Source organism: Candidatus Hartigia pinicola (assembly GCA_020541205.1).
Taxonomy (GTDB): domain Bacteria; phylum Pseudomonadota; class Gammaproteobacteria; order Enterobacterales; family Enterobacteriaceae; genus Hartigia; species Hartigia pinicola.
Genome location: CP048208.1, coordinates 1,160,137 through 1,177,981 on the forward strand (window position 1 = coordinate 1,160,137; position 17,845 = coordinate 1,177,981).

Consider the following 17,845-nt stretch of genomic DNA (forward strand, 5'->3'; position numbering starts at 1 on the left):
TAGTTTAATAAAACTGCGCATGATTATTCAGTATTTATCTTACTGTTACTGTCATGTAATAATTTATATGATTAAACTCTATGAAATTATTATTAGAACAAGTCAATACGAGCAGCTTGATTTTATAAGACAAATATCTTCTCCTGCTTGATGAGATTAATAGCACTTTCATTATTCATCTTTTATACTTAATATTTTTTATTTTTTTAGTTTACATAATGATAATGTTTAATTATCTCGTGATTAGTTTATATTTAGTTTGAAAATATTTCACATTCGCTTATATTAATGGTGAACTTTCATTATAACTCTCACTGTTATATTATTAGAAAAATATTACTCTTACTCCTAATATAAAATGCTCTGTCTAATAAGATGCTTATGATTTTCACAGAAGATCGATGAGCATAATACGATTATAATATGGCCAGTGCAACTAATTTCAGCCAGTTGATTTTTTATCGTTATTCCAGGTTATGATAATGACTGATTATGTTTTGCTATTTACAGGGGCAGCACTAGTTAATAATTTTGTACTTGTGAAATGCCTCGGGATATACCAATTTATAGACGTATCAAAAAAACTCGAAACAGCTATTGGAATTAGTCTTTCTACTACATTTGTCATAACATTTTCGTCTATGAGTTTGTGGTTAATGGATAAATTAATCTTGATTCCACTAAACCTACTCTATCTTCGCACGTTGAGTTTGATTTTAATTATTGCACTTGTGGTACAATTTACAGAGATAGTAGTGAGAAAAACTAGTTTGATTGTGCATCACTTTCTTGGTATTTTCTTTCCTCTCGTTTCTACCAATTGTAGTATGCTTGGTATAATATTATTGAATAATAACCAATTAAATAGTTTTTTACAATTTTCAGTATATGGCTTTAGTGCTGCGATTAGCTTTTCAGTTGTCATGGTGCTATTTACTGCTATGCGTGAACGTTTAGCGATTGCGAATGTCCCTGTTCTGTTTCGTGGTTTATCAATTAATTTGCTCACTTCTGGATTGATGTCTTTAGCATTCATGGGCTTGAAAGGATTAGTGAAATTTTAATGATATCATTATGGATTGCTATTGGTATATTAAGCATCTTTGGTTTTATATTTGGTCTGATTTTAACCTATTCTTCTTTACAATTTATAGTTGATAAAAAACCTATTATTGAAAAATTAGATATGATTTTACCACAAAATCAATGTGGTCAATGTAATTATCTAGGTTGTCTCCCCTACGCAGAAGCTATTGTAAATACCGAAGAGATCATTAATAAATGCATCCCCGGCGGGGAGTCAGTAATGTTAGAAATTGCAGAGTTATTAAACGTTGAGCCACAGCGTATTACTGGAGATGCAAATACGACCAATCCTGTGCGTCAGGTTGCCTTGATTGATGAAAATAACTGCATTGGCTGTGCTAAATGTGTTCAGAAATGTCCGATTGATGCCATTATTGGAGCGTCTCGGGTAATGCACACTATTATTAAAGATTTATGCACAGGATGCAACCTATGTGTTACTGCCTGTCCAACTAATTGTATCAAACTTATCCCTCTAAAAAACAACTATTGAAAATGGAAAATAGAGGCTTATTAACATCATCTCTATCAAAATATTCTTGTATTTATTCAGATTATATCAATCCAATTTTCGCAATCTATCGTAGATGGGTAAAGCTTATGTTTAATCTACTTAACTGGTTAAAGAAACATAATACTCGGAATTTTTCTATTAACATTCATTCACCAAGAATGACAATCCCAACAAGCCAAATCCCTATACAGATAGCTTCACCCCCTAAAGAGTACATCATTCCATTGCAGCAACATCTCGGTCCTGAAGGTAAATTAATTGTCAATATTGGAGACTATGTCTATAAAGGACAAGCTTTAACTCAAGGTTTTGGATGTACAGTTCCTGTTCATGCATCAACATCTGGAAAAATCATAGCAATTAAAGCAATGAGCACAGCCAATTCTTCTGGTTTGAAAGAATTATGCGTCTGCATTGAACCAGATGGACTAGATACTTGGTGTACACTATATCCTGAACCAAGATTTTTCAAACTAACATCTCAACAAATACTACAAAAAATTCAACAAGCAGGTATTGTAGATCTAGACGGTTTAGGATCCCCTACTGCTTCTAAACTAATTAGTGCTCAAAATAAAATTCATACATTGATTGTTAATACAGCAGAATGTGAATCTTATATCACAGCTAATGATCAGTTAGTACAAGAACATGCCGATGAAGTAATTGAGGGCTGCCGTATTTTAAAACATTTACTTAAACCTAATAAAATCTTAATAAGCATTGAAGATAATAAGCCAAACGCGATTCTTGCATTAAGAAAAAAGATTACTAAACAAGATCAATATTTGAGTGTGCACGTAGTACCAACTAAATATCTTTCTGTTAAAACTAAACCATTAACTAAAATTTTAATAGGGAAAAAAATATTCTCAGAGGCTTATTTATCTCAGATTGGAGTTTTAATACAAAACGTCGCAACTATTATAGCCATTAAACGTGCAGTAATTAATGGACAGCCATTAATTGAACGCGTTGTGACTGTGATGGGTGAATCGATAAAAACACCTAGAAATTTTTGGACTCGATTAGGCGCACCAATCTTCACTTTACTGGAGCAAACAGGTTTTCAATATACAGCTAAAGAAACAGTGATGATGGGTAATCCGTTGATGGGATTGACATTGCCTAATTGTAATATACCTATTGTTAAAAGTTGTAGCTACTTGCTCATTCAAACTGCTAAAGATATTGAAAAAACATTTATTGAGGAAGCTTGTATTCGTTGTGGCTTATGTGTTGATGTTTGTTCTTCCGGGTTGCTACCACAACAATTGTACTGGTATAGTAAAGGAAAAGAACACAAAAAAGCACAAAAATACAACCTATTCGACTGTATAGAATGTGGAGCTTGTTCTAACGTTTGCCCAAGCAATATCCCTTTAGTGCAATATTATCGACAAGAAAAAATAGAAATATGCAAAATTTCTCAAGAAGAAGAGCGTAAATCAGAAGTAAAATTGCGTTTTACATTTAAACAAGAACGAGTGGAACGAGAAAAGTTAGCTCGTTTAGAACGTTATAAAAAAACGTCTATGCAAGCGCCAAATATAGAAGAAGAAATACTTGCAGATACTAAAACTAATAATAGTTTAATTATTATTAAACGTGAAAAATATACAGCACAAGACAACGCTGGACAGGTAAAGAAAAAAATATCAAAACTTACTGGATTAGTAGATGAAAGAAGTTCTGATGACCTACGAAAAGCTATTGTTTTCGCCGCTATTTCCCGAGCAAAAACAAAAAAAAATTTTCAAGAAAAAACACGAAGATTACGACAAATTAATAAAGAAAAATCACACTCATCTAAAGACGAAGTTTTCATTGTAAAAAAAGACTCATTATAACGGAACACTTTCTTCGGACAGTACTTAAATAAACGCCAAACAAACTTAGAATCAATATAAATAATCAACAATAGAGCAAGTAATTAAAGATCATGACATTTAAACCCATTAAACTCAATAATCTTTGTTTTAAAATTGTTCATATACTATTTAAACAAAAACGAAAAAACACTAATATCATAATGTTTTGGGTTTTGTTAGCTGCTATACCTGGTGTTGCAGTGCAAATTTATTTTTTTAGTATTGGTACGCTGTATCAAATTATCTTAGCTATTTTAACTGCATTAATTGCTGAAACGATTACATGTTATTTACGAAAACAATCTATTATTCGTGTTTTAAAAAACCATTCAGCCCTTGTTACCGCATTACTTTTAGGTGTGAGCGTGCCACCATTAGCCTCTTGGTGGATAATAATACTAGGGACTACATTTTCTATCATTATTGCAAAACAATGTTTTGGTGGACTTGGTCAAAATCTATTTAATCCTGCAATGATCGGATATGTAGTAGTCTTAATATCTTTTCCTATTCAAATGACCAGTTGGTTACCACCAAAAGAACTGCAGTCTTTTGATATCAATTGGCTTGATAGCCTGTTACTTATTCTTATAGACTCTACACTAGAAGGAATCACAATTGATACATTGCGAACCGGCATAGACGGAATGAGCCAAGCTACACCTCTAGAAAGCTTTAAAACAGGTTTTCTAACAGATGTAATTTCGAATATTCTACAGAAACCTCTTATACAAGGTAAAATAACAAGAATAGGTTGGCAGTGGGTTAATCTTGCTTATTTATTAGGCGGTTTAATTATGTTAAATCGCCGTATTATTACCTGGCATATTCCTGCATCCATCCTGACTGTGCTAGCTCTTTTTTCGACTATGAGTGGGTTTTTAGATCATCATGATTATTCTACACCATTAATACAAATGTTATCAGGTTCAACTATGCTTGGAGCGTTTTTTATTGCTACAGATCCTGTCACTGCATCTACAACACCTAAAGGTCGTCTGATATATGGTAGTCTTATTGGTACTTTGGTGTGGTTAATTCGTGTTTATGGTGATTATCCTGACGGTATCGCTTTTGCGGTATTACTAACTAATATGATAGTGCCACTTTTAGATTATTATACACGGCCGTGCAAATACAAGCATAATTTATGAATAAAATAACCTGTATGTTCGAAACGATGTATCATTATAGTATCATTCTAGCAATTATCATAACAGTTACTACAGGATTTAGTTCTGCAATTTATACATTAACAAAAAGTAAAATAACAAAAAAGCAATGATTTTTCAGAAAAAATTACTCAACAAAGTAGTACCTAAACACTACTATAATAATGATTTTAGTCAAGAGTGTTATCTCATTAATACAGAAGAATCACTTGATAACAAACGATCTTATCACCTATATATTACTCGAAAAAACAACGAACCTATGGCTTCGGCAATTCAATTAATTGCTAAAAATGGTCATTTAAGGCACAATATTATACTACTAGTCGGTGCAGACTTTAAAGGCACTGTATTAGATGTTAGAGTTATACAACACTTTGAAACACTAGGACTTGGCGATAAAATAGAGACACGTATTTCGAATTGGATTACATTTTTTAGTGGTAAAACAATAGAATCTGAGAATGATCCTAAATGGGTAGTTAAAAAATATGCCGGTGAATTTGATCAATTTACTGGCGTGACAATCACGCCAAGAGCTGTTCTGAATGCGACAAAATGTGGAGCGACTTTTATCAAAAAAAATCGTAAAATTTATCAACTTATCCTATCTATAACGTTAAATAATCATGTATAAAATACTAAAATTTTTTGCGCAGAGTTTATGGAAAAATGACTCAGTACTAGTCAAACTACCTGGTCTCTATCCATTCCTTCTTGTTTCATCTACTACAATACATGCATTAGGACTAGGTTTTGTCATCACATTAGTAATTGTTTTTACTAATATTTCTATTTCTGCGTTACATCGATGGATACCACATAAAATCCGTATACCGATTTATATTATCATAATTGCCTCAATCGTTAATGCGATACAAATGTTAATCAATGTTTATGCTTTCGAATTATATAAAGCAATAGGAATTTTTATCCCATTACTGATAACTAACTGCACTATTATTGATCGCGCAGAAACTTATGCTTCAAAAAATTCTATATCACGTTCTTTTATTGATGGCATTGTCATTGGACTTAATATAACTTTAGTTTTATTTTTTCTTGGTGCAATTCGTGAAATTTCAGGGAATGGTACATTATTTAATGACGCAGATTTGCTTTTAGGTTCTTGGGCTTCATCACTAAAAATTAAAGTTTTCGACTTTAATTTTCCCTTCTTACTTGCTCTGATGCCACCTGGAACTTTTATCAGTCTAGCTTTAATATTAGCTGGCAAAAACTTAATTGATGAAAAAATCAAACAACATACCACAAATTACCAAAAATAAAGTAAAAAGTTAAAAAATTTTATTTATAGGTTACAAATGTAAACATGAATCAATCAAAACGTATTGAAATATTAACTCGTCTGAAAGATAACAACCAAAACCCAAAGACAGAATTAGAATTTAATTCTCCTTTTGAATTATTAATATCTGTATTGTTATCCGCTCAAGCTACTGATATACAAGTTAATAAAGCAACAAAAAAACTTTATTCTATAGCTAACACTCCAGAAGCAATATTAGCGCTTGGAGTTGATGGAATTAAAAATTATATCAAAAAAATTGGTTTATTTAATATTAAATCTAACAATATTATCAAGACTTGTGATATTTTAATAAAAAAGTATCATGGTGAAATCCCTGAAAATAGAAAAGCGCTTGAAACCTTCCCAGGAGTGGGTCGTAAAACAACGAATATTATACTTAATACTATTTTTGGTTGGCCCACTATTGCTGTTGAAACACACGTTTTTAGAGTATGTAATCGCACGAATTTTGCTCCAGGAAAAAATATGCTTGAAGTTGAAAAAAAACTTCTTAAATTTGTTCCTATAAAATTTAAAGTTGATTGTCATAATTGGTTGGTTCTACATGGACGATATACTTGTATTGCACGAAAACCACGCTGTACCTCTTGTATTATTGAAGATCTCTGCAAATTTAAAGATAAAATATACTTAGAAAATTAACGTCACATAGATCTTAGAACATATTATCGGCGGTGTTTCTTACTCTAGAACTGTAACTTATATAGTAATTAAAACTAAATTGAAACTGCTATATAAACCGTAAATATATTTTTCAAAAATGCATTGCTTACAACATAACAAATAAAGAGAATAATGATTCGATTACAACAGTTCATAGATTTTCACAAAAAATACAATAATCATTATTTGTTTGTTATTTCTAAAAACTCAGCCCTAAAACTCTATAATTTTTACTGTTGACATACATAAATGACTCACTCATGTTCTAAAGATAATGAGACAATAATACACATCAACTAGAAGATACTAAATGCCTGTAAAAAACTTTTATCTAGACTGTATAAAATTACATCACTAATGGTAGCGATTACCTCCGATCTTGTAAAATTATATTGCATCATCATAAAACAAATTATGGAAAACACTAATATAGTCTAACTCGACTATCATAAATTATTGCATAGTTTATTGTATATTCAATAATATAATAATCTATATTAAAGAAAAAATTCATTAGATAAATTGACCTAAACATTTTACACCCACTGCTTACTTGTATTAACACACCTTATATTGTCATATGAACTTCATATTATCTTTTATATTAAGATGCTCATGAGAATTACTCTATATGTTAATAATACTGAATTTATAATACCGTATTTGACTAGTGATCATTATCTAATCATTGTAAGACTATTAGCATTAATCACAAGAAACACAATTAAATTAATCGAATAAATAGCTGAACAATATTATTGTTAATACCAGTAAAAATTCTTTTAAAATATGCTATATGATAATTCATTCGCTAGAAATAATAACGATTACTGCTTTTCTTTGCACTATAAGTGGGCTAAATAAATTAAGATTTAGTATTTTTAATATTTGTATACAGACTGTGCCGTTATAAATAAAATACATTCTATACAAACTTCATCATCATGATATTGCAAAAATCACAACATCTTTATTATCGCTTCACAGCTCGTTATTTACTATTATCGATGATTAAATATTTTATTAATATAATTATTTGAGTATATATAAAATATTTTTAAACTGAATTATTTTTATATATCCTATTAAAATAATATAAATAACAACTCAAGATAATGAGTTAAAAAGATTTTAAAAAAAATCGTATTTTCTGACTCATTTTCTAGAATCTAAACACCTACAAAATTAATATGGATGATATTATTATGAGTGTTATATATTCGAAAAATTTTTTATATTAGATACTATACTTCCTATAGTTATCTCAAACAAGAGACCTTGTATCATTTTAAACTTTATAATCATAACTATTATTAATAAAGTTCACTTTATTGGGATAACATTAAAAAATATAACTAACACGTAATCACTAGTAATATTAATTTAAATTCTAACACAATTTTCATGATTATTCATACGTAAAGTATTAAGAACAACACTACTACACATAACAAAGACTGTGACATAGATAAAAAGAATTTCTAAGGTCCAAAAACTAATAATGGTAGATATTCAAGAATTATCATATGTCATTATCGTCATGACACATAATATTTAAAATAGAAAAATGATTTTATAAGTCTTTAATGAGTATAAAATTATTTATTTACTTAAAGAAAATATTAATATACAATGAAAAATTACATAGGTTAATATTAGTGAATTTTATTTATTATATATCAATCTCCATCATTGAAAAAATAAAATAAAATAAAATATATATAAATTACTAATTATTAAGCAGTTAAACATCGTAACATTAGTAAAAAACACTACAAAATATAGAAAACCTGACAGTTATTTAAAGACAATGTGTGAATTTATCAAGCTAGCATTGATTATTTTTACCAAAAATAATATTATATACTCTTAAATGAAAATATTCACTAATTTAAAATATGAACTGTATTACAGCTGAATTTAGTTAATATTTTAAGCAAAATTTTTTATTAACATACAACGAAGATCTTCTCTAAGAGAAGATCTTAATAAAATTCACACTTAACTTATTGAATTATAAAATTTCTTTAATGAAAAACTATTAATATATTCTATACTAATTAGATACACACTACTGTAGAACTTTTATAAGTATATCAATATACGTTTCGCTATTTTTTGAATATCTTAAATTAATTTAAGATATTCAAAAAAAGTTTTGACAAAAAATTATTAATATCGTATATAGTAATATTATATTATTATATTTATTACTGTATTATACCTATATAATATTCGCAATCAAGATTAATTCAGTTAAATATAAGAAATTTTGTATTAAGATAAACCCATATATAAACTTAATTAATTTTTAATATCAAATATTATTAATAATGTATCTAAAATACAAAATATGATTCTTCATCATTTTTTAATATTTCATTATTATAATGAAATATATGGTAAGCTCTACTTTACTTTATTTAGCTATCAAGCTCTATTGATATTATAATACTGTTTCTAGGAAATATAATAATACTCAACTGATATTTTTAAGTAATACTGCGGAAACACTCTAAAGATGGAGTTTTATTTTTTACAATATAGTTCACATCTAAAGAATCTAATGTTTATGTTGATTGATGTTCAAAATTATTTATTTATGTTTTATAGATTTTTTACCATAATTTTTTAAAAATTATCTGACCCTATTATTGCATTGATAATTAAATAGACAATTTACTTTCTTTCTATTTATGACAACAAAAAAATTTATTAATAGTCTTTAATATCTTTATCTCAAAAAGATTTTAAATTCATCTATGCAATGAAGCTTAATATATCTTTTATAATCGACCACATAATAAGATTAAAATCTTTTTTAAAATACCAATTAGATTTTTCTTACCTATTTTACAGTAGAAAAATATTTTCAATAACCTGAAACTGATTAAAATAATTGCTGTTGATACCACTAAATCTCAGTTCCATATAATTAAGACTGGATATACAGCATCAATAATATTATGAATTATTTAGATATTAAAATATGATAATTGATACTTATATACAATATTAACATAAACGATCTTTCTACCTAAAAATTGCGCTAGTTAGATTAACAAGAAAATATAATACAATATTTTCCTAATTGTACTCAAGCGCTGAAAGTCATGAGATTTCATAATTAATTTAGAAAATAATATATTAAGTAAAATGTTACTACTGCAATGGAAAATATAGAATTAAAAAAATCAATATTAAATTTTAGTTAAGTAATTAAATTTTATTAAAACAAAACTGCGTTGCCACTCCAAACAAATAAGAACTATAAGCAAATTTCATAAATCAAAAAAGTTTGTAAAACATTGAGAATTTAACATAAAAAACTATCGCTACTTCTTACACATTTTAAGATGTAGAGTCTAGCAGAATATTTAACTATTACAATTCTACATTGTATTAATATGTGTGCTATATTTTCAAAAATAATAATATCTATTCAAACTAGTGTTTTATATCATGATATATAAAATACTCTTACTATTACTATAAAGATACAAAATTTTATCGTAAATTCCTCATGTCACACACATCAAGACATTATAATCTCTAAAAAATCTCAGTAACTAGAATTTTTTAATACTGCTACTATAAAAATATGTTATACAAAATCTTTCTATAGTAAATTAATATATTATAATAATATTATAAACTTATCAACATATATAAAATAACTATTCCATATAGATAAAATAATAAATGAGGAATAAATCATACAACGCATAAGATATCATTGACTATTAGAATACCTTATCTACAAGAATTATATAATTCAGTAAAAATTCTAAATTAATTAAATTAAAATAGTATAAATACAATTTTATATATATATTAGCCATGAATTGTAAGTTAATTTTAATATTATTCACAATTATCAATCAAGTACATTTGCTTATTAAATACACTTTTAAAGTAATAATGATAATGATTACTTTGCTAGTGCTAATTGTGATTACAATGGCTGGAATTACTTTTTAATGACATTGTTGATAAAATATGTACATTAAAAGTCTATTGCAACCAAAAAAGATAAATAAGAAATGATGATGTGAAAATTACCAATTCTGACTAAGCATTATTATGTCATGAATTAAAAACTAATATGAACATACGAAAGCTCGATAATAATATAAAAAATAAAAAATTTTATTTATTACCTAATAAATTATATTACGGTCTCATGTTGAAAACTAACTAGTGATTATTATCACAAACACTTAAAATTAAATAGTTAACTATTTAAAGCACTCACGACTCAAATAGTTGACTTATTTCGATTTAATGTAGATAAATACCATTCACACTGTTAGTAAATAGAATGTTTTCTCTGTTACAATCATGTAAAAATGTTATGTTTCTAAAATCCATTAAAACAAGCATATTTAGCGCTTATCTTTATTAAACTGAACTCCGAATGATACTTTTAAATCATTTTTTATTTAACACCAGTGACAAATATAATTCACTCAGACTGTACTAAATAGTTGAGTATCAATCAACTCATTACCTATTAAACGGTTTTAATCTTAAAAACAATTATTCTAAATATTTTTACTTATTAAAAGAAATGATTAGTATTAATATATTTATTAAACATAACAATACATTTAAATAATAGAAACATAATAAACTGATCCAATTTAGTCATTCAAAAGATTTAGTTCAGTGTTAACATTATGCGTTATTACTTTCTCAGAGATAGAGACTCATATTTACTTATTCGTTTAATGAATAATTATTTTAGAATTACATTAATATATCTTTTGAAATTTATTATTAATAATTTTAATTTTTATTATTATTGATAATTCAGTGAAACTAATTATTCTAATAGCAATTTCAATGAACTGAATAAATTAACACATTCTATTTTCGGGGTTATTGATATTATTTCTCTTTGCATTCGCATACGTTTAAGAATATCACCAGCAAGTAAAAAGCTCATACAGGAATTGATATTAGTTCCCTAATTACTACGATCTCACAAATAGTAAATAACTCAACAATATTAATAGTATTGAGCTGATAATCTAATTAGTAATTCATTCAGTCAGTTTAAACTTTATAAAATAGAGCCAACAAGTCACAAAAATAGTTTTTAAGTTATATTATATCAAAATTAAAATAACCTTTACACTCTCTAAAGAACAAATAACTCTATAAACAATGTTACTATAAATACATTTATCTTAAGCGTGTTAAAATTTAATTCCTATGATATTAATTATCAGTTGTTTAGTTTTATTCTTATTATTTCTATCTTACATGCAGTCAATAAAATAGAAACGTAATGGGTTATGGTCCTCCAAATTTTTAATTTATATTTTATCTGCTAGCTAGTTTAATGAAAGGACCTTTTTATTTTTAATAATTTTTTAATGATATCTCACTGATCATCTTATATGTTAACACGATAGTTTTACTACACCACTACATTTTTTAATGTTTAACAGCAAGTATTTTAAATGTATAGTTACTAAGATAAACATCAGTGAAAATAAATATACTGTTACCTTAACGCATGATCTTTTTTTATGTATTTTCACAATATTATCTATTTTAAAGCACTAATTTTTTTATTTTCTCTCCTTAAAATATTTAGTGTTTGTACTATAAACTAAACAACTATTTAAACTCCTGATTCCTTATCCTTAACAACTTAACTAATTGATTTCTTATCAGAAAAATATAAGTTTATCGTTATATATGATCATAAATAACACATCATTAGAAAATCAGCATATAATTGCAGTATATTTTTAAAAATATATTGTTAATTGCACTATTAACTAGATAAATGCCAGAAATTATCTAACTTAACATTAATATATTACAATAATTTTAATCTTTTCTCATATATTAAATAAGTAACATGATCTAAAGTATAATTCATAATACTTAATGTGTAATATGTAAAATTTAAGTTTGATGAATTACTACGTTTACAACATTAAATTTATTATATTGCTAACAATCATAATAAAATTTAAAAAACAGCTTTTCTAAACGTGATACATTTTTGATATCTAATTTCTATTATAAAACATCTTTTATAAATAGGGAAATTATTAATATACATTCTCCCATGTTTTCTATTATGAAATCTTCTCCATCTTTTATTGTATTAAGGATATCATAAAATTGTATATCGAGCAATAGGTTTTAGTCTATCTCCACGTAATAATTATATAAATTAAAAATTATTTCTATTAAGTATATCTTCACCTACTTTCGATCGACTTTCAAATAGCAATAACAAAAATATTCACGTCAATAACAAACTCATGTAACATTAGCATGAGAATATTTTAGAGTAACTATGACATATAAAGTTAACCTATACTTCTGAAGATTTTTATTTAGAAATTCTCTACTCATAAAATCTTATCGAGTTATTGTAGCAATAATACTATTATTGTCCATCAAGTCCTCTAATTGGTTTGATCGTATCCCATAAACGACACGAAGGGCAATGCCAGTATAAAGCGTGTGACGTAAAACCACACGTGTAACAACGATAATTTGGTTTCGTTCTAATCTGTTCACCAACCATTTTACGTAACAAAATTAAACTTTCTTTTTCACGACCTTCTTCTGCTTCTTGCAAATAATAATCCATTAATCTATAAAATAACCTCATAGTTGGATGGCGTTGAATTTGAACATTAATATACCTGACAGCAGCTTCACGATTTTGCTTGTTAACTATAATATCAGCTAAATAAAGTTCAGCTATTGCGCCTGAATTTGCAGCGACACACTGATGCAGATAATATTCCCATGCATCAATATCACCAATAAATTGATAGCAGTCATAAAGTAATGGTAAAGTTTCTATTACTAAATCGCTATCTTGTTTATACACTTGTTTAAGTATACTAATAGCTTTTTCATAATATGCTTGTTCAATAAAAATACGTCCTTTCATAATTGCAACACGAGCACAATTTTTATCTACCTGTTCAGCATTATTTAATAAAGTTAATGCCTCATCAAGGTCATCACTACTAAGGTATTTAATTGCTAATTCACAATAAAAATGAGCAATATTCTCACGAATTTCTTCATGTCCTAATTTTAGCAATTTACCTGCTGTTTCTATAGCCTTACTCCACTCGCTTGTTAACTGAAAAATAGTCAGAAGCGATTGTAAGGCACTTTGTTTAAAATCTATTTCATGAGTTAGTTTCTGAAATATCTTCTCAGCACGGTCATAAACACCCGCAGCCATATAATCTCTTCCAAGTTCTTGAGTGGCTAATAAACGTTGCTCAAATGAAAGAGATGTATTTTCAACTAATAATTGATGAATACGAACAGCTTTTTCAATTTCACCACGAGAACGAAATAAATTTCCTAATGTTAAGTGAGCTTCAAAAGAAGAACTATCTTCTTTTAACATTTCCATAAAAAGATCGACAGATCTATCTTGTTGAGTAGATAAAAGAAAATTAACACCGGTAACATAATCACATGATAAACGATTAGTATATTGTTTCTTATTTTGTTGAAAACTTCTACGACCCATGTACCAACCGTATGCAGCAGCGATAGGTAACAATAGAAACAATATCTCAAACATACAAGATTATTCCTTGCTTTTAGTTGTCACGAGATTTGCTGATTTTGAAATGATCATTTTTACTCAAACCTAGCTGAAATTTAAAACATCGTATTTTGTGACGTGACCTTTTAATTTCATAACTGCCAGTAAATACAATCAAGCAGTAATAAAAACATGCTAGGATAGCACCAGCTCTAAACAAATAAACTAATAGCGAAGATAATGAGAATTTACCTTTTAAAATCAAGTAGTCAAATGTAAAAACTTAATTATTACTTAAGCCTATCCTAATTAAAATAATAAAAATAACTATAGCTAATAATAAAATCAAAAATATTTCATATTTTCCATATCCGTTCTTTTAAAATAAATTATCTATCTAATAAAGTAGAATGTTAGCTAATTCAAACAAAATAATTTATATTATAGTTTTACATTATAAAAAATATAATAAAATTCTTAAAACTTTAGCCATCTTTTTTTATAAAATAAAATTCTTCTTTTAAAGATATACATGCAATAAACGCAAGAATTGCACTGATTATAATAGAAACAATCACATCTAAAGGCCAATGCATACCCAATAACATACGACTTATAATAACTCCTTCAGCCCATATGAATATCACTATTAAAAATATATATTGACAACGATTCCAAAATAGTCCTATGCATGAAAGTGCCCAAACAGATGAAACTAAAACATGGCCAGATGGAAAAGAATATCCTGTTTCAGCTTGCCAATGTTTTCTTTGCCATGAAGGTATTTGGTGATTTTGTTGAATAGTGATTTGAATCAACTCTGAGCGCTGTTTTTTTTGAAAATCATAAAAATCTGCACTTGAAATACCATATTTTGTTTGAAGCCAAACAACATAAGGGCGTGGTTCTTTAACAATATTTTTAACAAAGCTTTTTATCACTTGTCCTGAAAAAATACAACACATGACTATTATGAATAATTTCATGCACTGTTTCAGTTTTAATTGGAAAATACAGAATGTGATACTCAAAAAAAATATTAATGTGACGATATTATAAGGTAAACTAGCAGTTTCTGTTAACCAAAGAAGCCATTTGATAGTCTTAATATCTTGAGAAGGAACCCAACTCCAATCAACAATAATTAAAATAATAGGTGGCAACATTAATAATATAGCACAAATTGATATAACGTAAATATATTTATTCATTGATGGTATCCATGTCATTGATCATTCAAGGTAAATACAATTAATTAGATTCAGAAGTTATTAACTCTGCTATAGTAATACAATGCTGACAACGTAAAATCAATGTCTGCAATATACCTAATGTCATATAGCATTGATAAATAACACTTGATAAGTGATTTATATCAAAAATGCTATTAATTACAGAAGAGTTATTTCAATTAATGAAAGAAAATATACAGCTAAAACGTGTAGCCGAAGCTAAGTTACCGACCCCTTTCGGCGAGTTCTTAATGGTAGGTTTTGAGGAAATCGCAACAGGACATAATCATATCGCATTAATTTTTGGCAATATTTTAGGTTCTCAACCTATTCTCAGTCGAATTCATTCAGAATGCTTAACTGGAGATGCATTATTCAGTTTACGATGTGACTGCGGCTTCCAGCTTGAAGCAGCTCTTTCTCAAATTAGTAACGAAGGTCGTGGTATACTGCTTTATCATCGTCAAGAAGGTCGTAACATTGGATTGTTAAATAAAATTCATGCTTATGCACTACAAGATCAAGGTCTGGATACAGTTGAAGCCAATCTTCAATTAGGATTTAAAGCAGATGAACGTGACTTTACAGTCTGTTCTGACATGTATAAATTATTAAGTATTAATGGAGGGGTTCGTCTACTAACGAATAATCCTAAAAAAATTGATATTATGCGTGAAGCAGGTATTGACGTTGTTGAACGTGTTCCGCTTATCGTAGGCCGAAATCCAAGTAACACAGATTACTTAGATGTTAAAGCCGAAAAAATGGGTCATATACTATTTAAACATCCATAATTAATCTCATTCTTCGTTCTTTCTGCTCAAGGAAGAGCTTCTTCTTTCGCTCTTCCCTTCTTTACTTTAAAACAACATTGTAACATATAAAAATTTCTGATATAATATATGCAATTCTATTCTTATAGATTTATAATACTTACTCATATAATGATTGTAATCAATAAACATATTTTTGATTAGGAAATATCGTGAATAATTTATATTCCATTCAACGCATGAGAAGATTACGTAAAACTGAAAAATTACGTGAATTATTCCAAGAAACTCATCTTTCATTAAATGATATCTGTCTACCTATTTTTGTTGAAGAAGAGCTTAAAGACTATCAGGAAATTTCAAGTATGCCTTGTATTTTCCGTATTCCAGAAAAACGCTTAGCATACGAAATTGAGCGTATTGCTAAATCAGGTATTAAATCTGTTATGACGTTCGGTGTTTCTCATCATCTTGATGAAATAGGAAGTGATACATGGAAAGAAGATGGGCTTGTAGCGCGCATCTTGCGTATATGTAAAGATACCGTTCCTGAAATTATTGTAATGTCAGATACCTGTTTTTGTGAATATACTTCTCACGGACACTGTGGTGTTTTGTATGATAACATTATTGATAACGATACCACTATACATAATCTAGGCTTACAAGCTGTTACTGCTGCTAGTGCTGGCGCCGATTTTATTGCACCTTCCGCTTCAATGGATGGGCATGTTGCTGCTATACGTCAAGCTCTTGATAATGCTGGTTTTATTGATACCGCTATTATGTCCTATTCTACGAAATTTGCATCTGCATTATATGCTCCGTTTAGAGATGCTGCAGGATCCTGCTTAATAGGTAATCGTAAAACTTATCAGATGAACCCAATGAACCGTCGTGAAGCTATTCATGAATCATTAATTGATATTAATGAAGGCGCTGATGCGATCATGGTTAAACCTGCTGGAACATATCTCGATATTATTCGTGATTTACGTGAGCGAACAGAACTACCACTTGGTGCTTATCAAGTAAGTGGAGAATACGCACAAATAAAATTTGCATCAATGGCTGGTGCAATTAATGAAACACTTGTTATTCTCGAAACATTAGGCTCTATTAAGCGTGCAGGAGCAGATATAATCTTTACTTATTTTGCCTTGCAGCTTGCAGAAAATAAAATTTTACCACTCAGATAATCGGAACTACAGTAAAATAGGTTTAATTTTTTGTAGACCTAGAATTGTAATACACTAGATAGATTTACTTGAATTAAATACTAGAAGATATAATACATTATATTTCAATATACTAAAAATGATTTTAGTATCATAGATACAGACTAAAAATCTGATACATCATTATATTCTCAACCTTTTTTATGTTAAACTTTTTACATTAATTATTGTGTATGTAAAAATCTTTATTAAAAAAGCGAAAGATTATTATTAATCAGATATAAACTTACTAAAAAATTTACTTTATCATCACAAACTAAATATTTATAACTTATATTTTACTATATGAATAATAACGTTATTAAAGAAATCAGATATGCTCTTGACTACGAATAATATCTATGTAATTAGTAATATACTATTTCATAGCGACATTAATCAATCGATACTTTTATTTGATCATATTTAATATAT

10 protein-coding genes and 1 pseudogene are annotated in these 17,845 nt (G+C 27.8%); 9 read left to right on the forward strand and 2 right to left on the reverse strand.

The window, feature by feature from the left end; genetic code table 11:
* Window positions 1–482: 482 nt before the first annotated feature.
* The 7 genes and pseudogenes from rsxA to nth all read left to right on the forward strand — a co-directional run bounded on the left by rsxA (window position 483) and on the right by nth (window position 6,618).
* Window positions 483–1,064, forward strand: coding sequence for an electron transport complex subunit RsxA (gene rsxA / locus GFV14_RS02175; RefSeq protein ID WP_457914044.1), 582 nt, complete (start codon window positions 483–485; stop codon window positions 1,062–1,064).
* Window positions 1,064–1,567 (forward strand): annotated as a pseudogene (gene rsxB, locus GFV14_RS02180) (electron transport complex subunit RsxB); the annotation flags it as partial. The gene rsxA and the pseudogene rsxB, both read left to right, overlap by 1 nt.
* 119 nt (window positions 1,568–1,686) lie before the next feature.
* Window positions 1,687–3,450 (forward strand): electron transport complex subunit RsxC, encoded by a 1,764-nt coding sequence (rsxC, locus tag GFV14_RS02185; protein ID WP_457914045.1) that lies wholly within the window; start codon window positions 1,687–1,689, stop codon window positions 3,448–3,450.
* Window positions 3,451–3,542: 92 nt separating this feature from the next.
* Window positions 3,543–4,625 carry an electron transport complex subunit RsxD gene (gene rsxD / locus GFV14_RS02190; RefSeq protein WP_457914046.1) on the forward strand — a complete coding sequence of 361 codons (1,083 nt, stop codon included), beginning with the start codon at window positions 3,543–3,545 and terminating at the stop codon, window positions 4,623–4,625.
* Between the two features lie 127 nt (window positions 4,626–4,752).
* On the forward strand, window positions 4,753–5,280 hold the full coding sequence (gene rsxG / locus GFV14_RS02195) for an electron transport complex subunit RsxG (protein WP_457914047.1): 528 nt from the start codon (window positions 4,753–4,755) through the stop codon (window positions 5,278–5,280).
* A complete protein-coding gene (gene rsxE, locus GFV14_RS02200; protein WP_457914048.1) occupies window positions 5,273–5,932 on the forward strand; it encodes an electron transport complex subunit RsxE in 660 nt (219 codons plus the stop codon). The genes rsxG and rsxE overlap by 8 nt, the downstream gene beginning before the upstream one ends.
* 44 nt (window positions 5,933–5,976) lie before the next feature.
* On the forward strand, window positions 5,977–6,618 hold the full coding sequence (gene nth, locus GFV14_RS02205; protein WP_457914049.1) for an endonuclease III: 642 nt from the start codon (window positions 5,977–5,979) through the stop codon (window positions 6,616–6,618).
* A gap of 6,436 nt (window positions 6,619–13,054) precedes the next feature.
* Here the strand turns inward: nth and lapB are convergent.
* On the reverse strand, window positions 13,055–14,224 hold the full coding sequence (lapB, locus tag GFV14_RS02210; protein WP_457914050.1) for a lipopolysaccharide assembly protein LapB: 1,170 nt from the start codon (window positions 14,222–14,224) through the stop codon (window positions 13,055–13,057).
* Between the two features lie 449 nt (window positions 14,225–14,673).
* Window positions 14,674–15,417: a phosphatidylglycerophosphatase B gene (pgpB, locus tag GFV14_RS02215; RefSeq protein ID WP_457914051.1), complete on the reverse strand. Its 744-nt coding sequence runs from the start codon at window positions 15,415–15,417 to the stop codon at window positions 14,674–14,676.
* Between the two features lie 197 nt (window positions 15,418–15,614).
* On the opposite strand from pgpB, the gene ribA reads away from it, so the two are divergent.
* Both ribA and hemB read left to right on the forward strand, forming a co-directional pair.
* Entirely contained in the window at window positions 15,615–16,214 is a 600-nt protein-coding gene (gene ribA, locus GFV14_RS02220) for a GTP cyclohydrolase II (protein WP_457914680.1), read from the forward strand.
* Window positions 16,215–16,405: 191 nt separating this feature from the next.
* Window positions 16,406–17,392, forward strand: a complete 987-nt coding sequence (gene hemB, locus GFV14_RS02225) for a porphobilinogen synthase (protein ID WP_457914052.1) — start codon at window positions 16,406–16,408, stop codon at window positions 17,390–17,392.
* The last annotated feature ends 453 nt before the right edge of the window (window positions 17,393–17,845 follow it).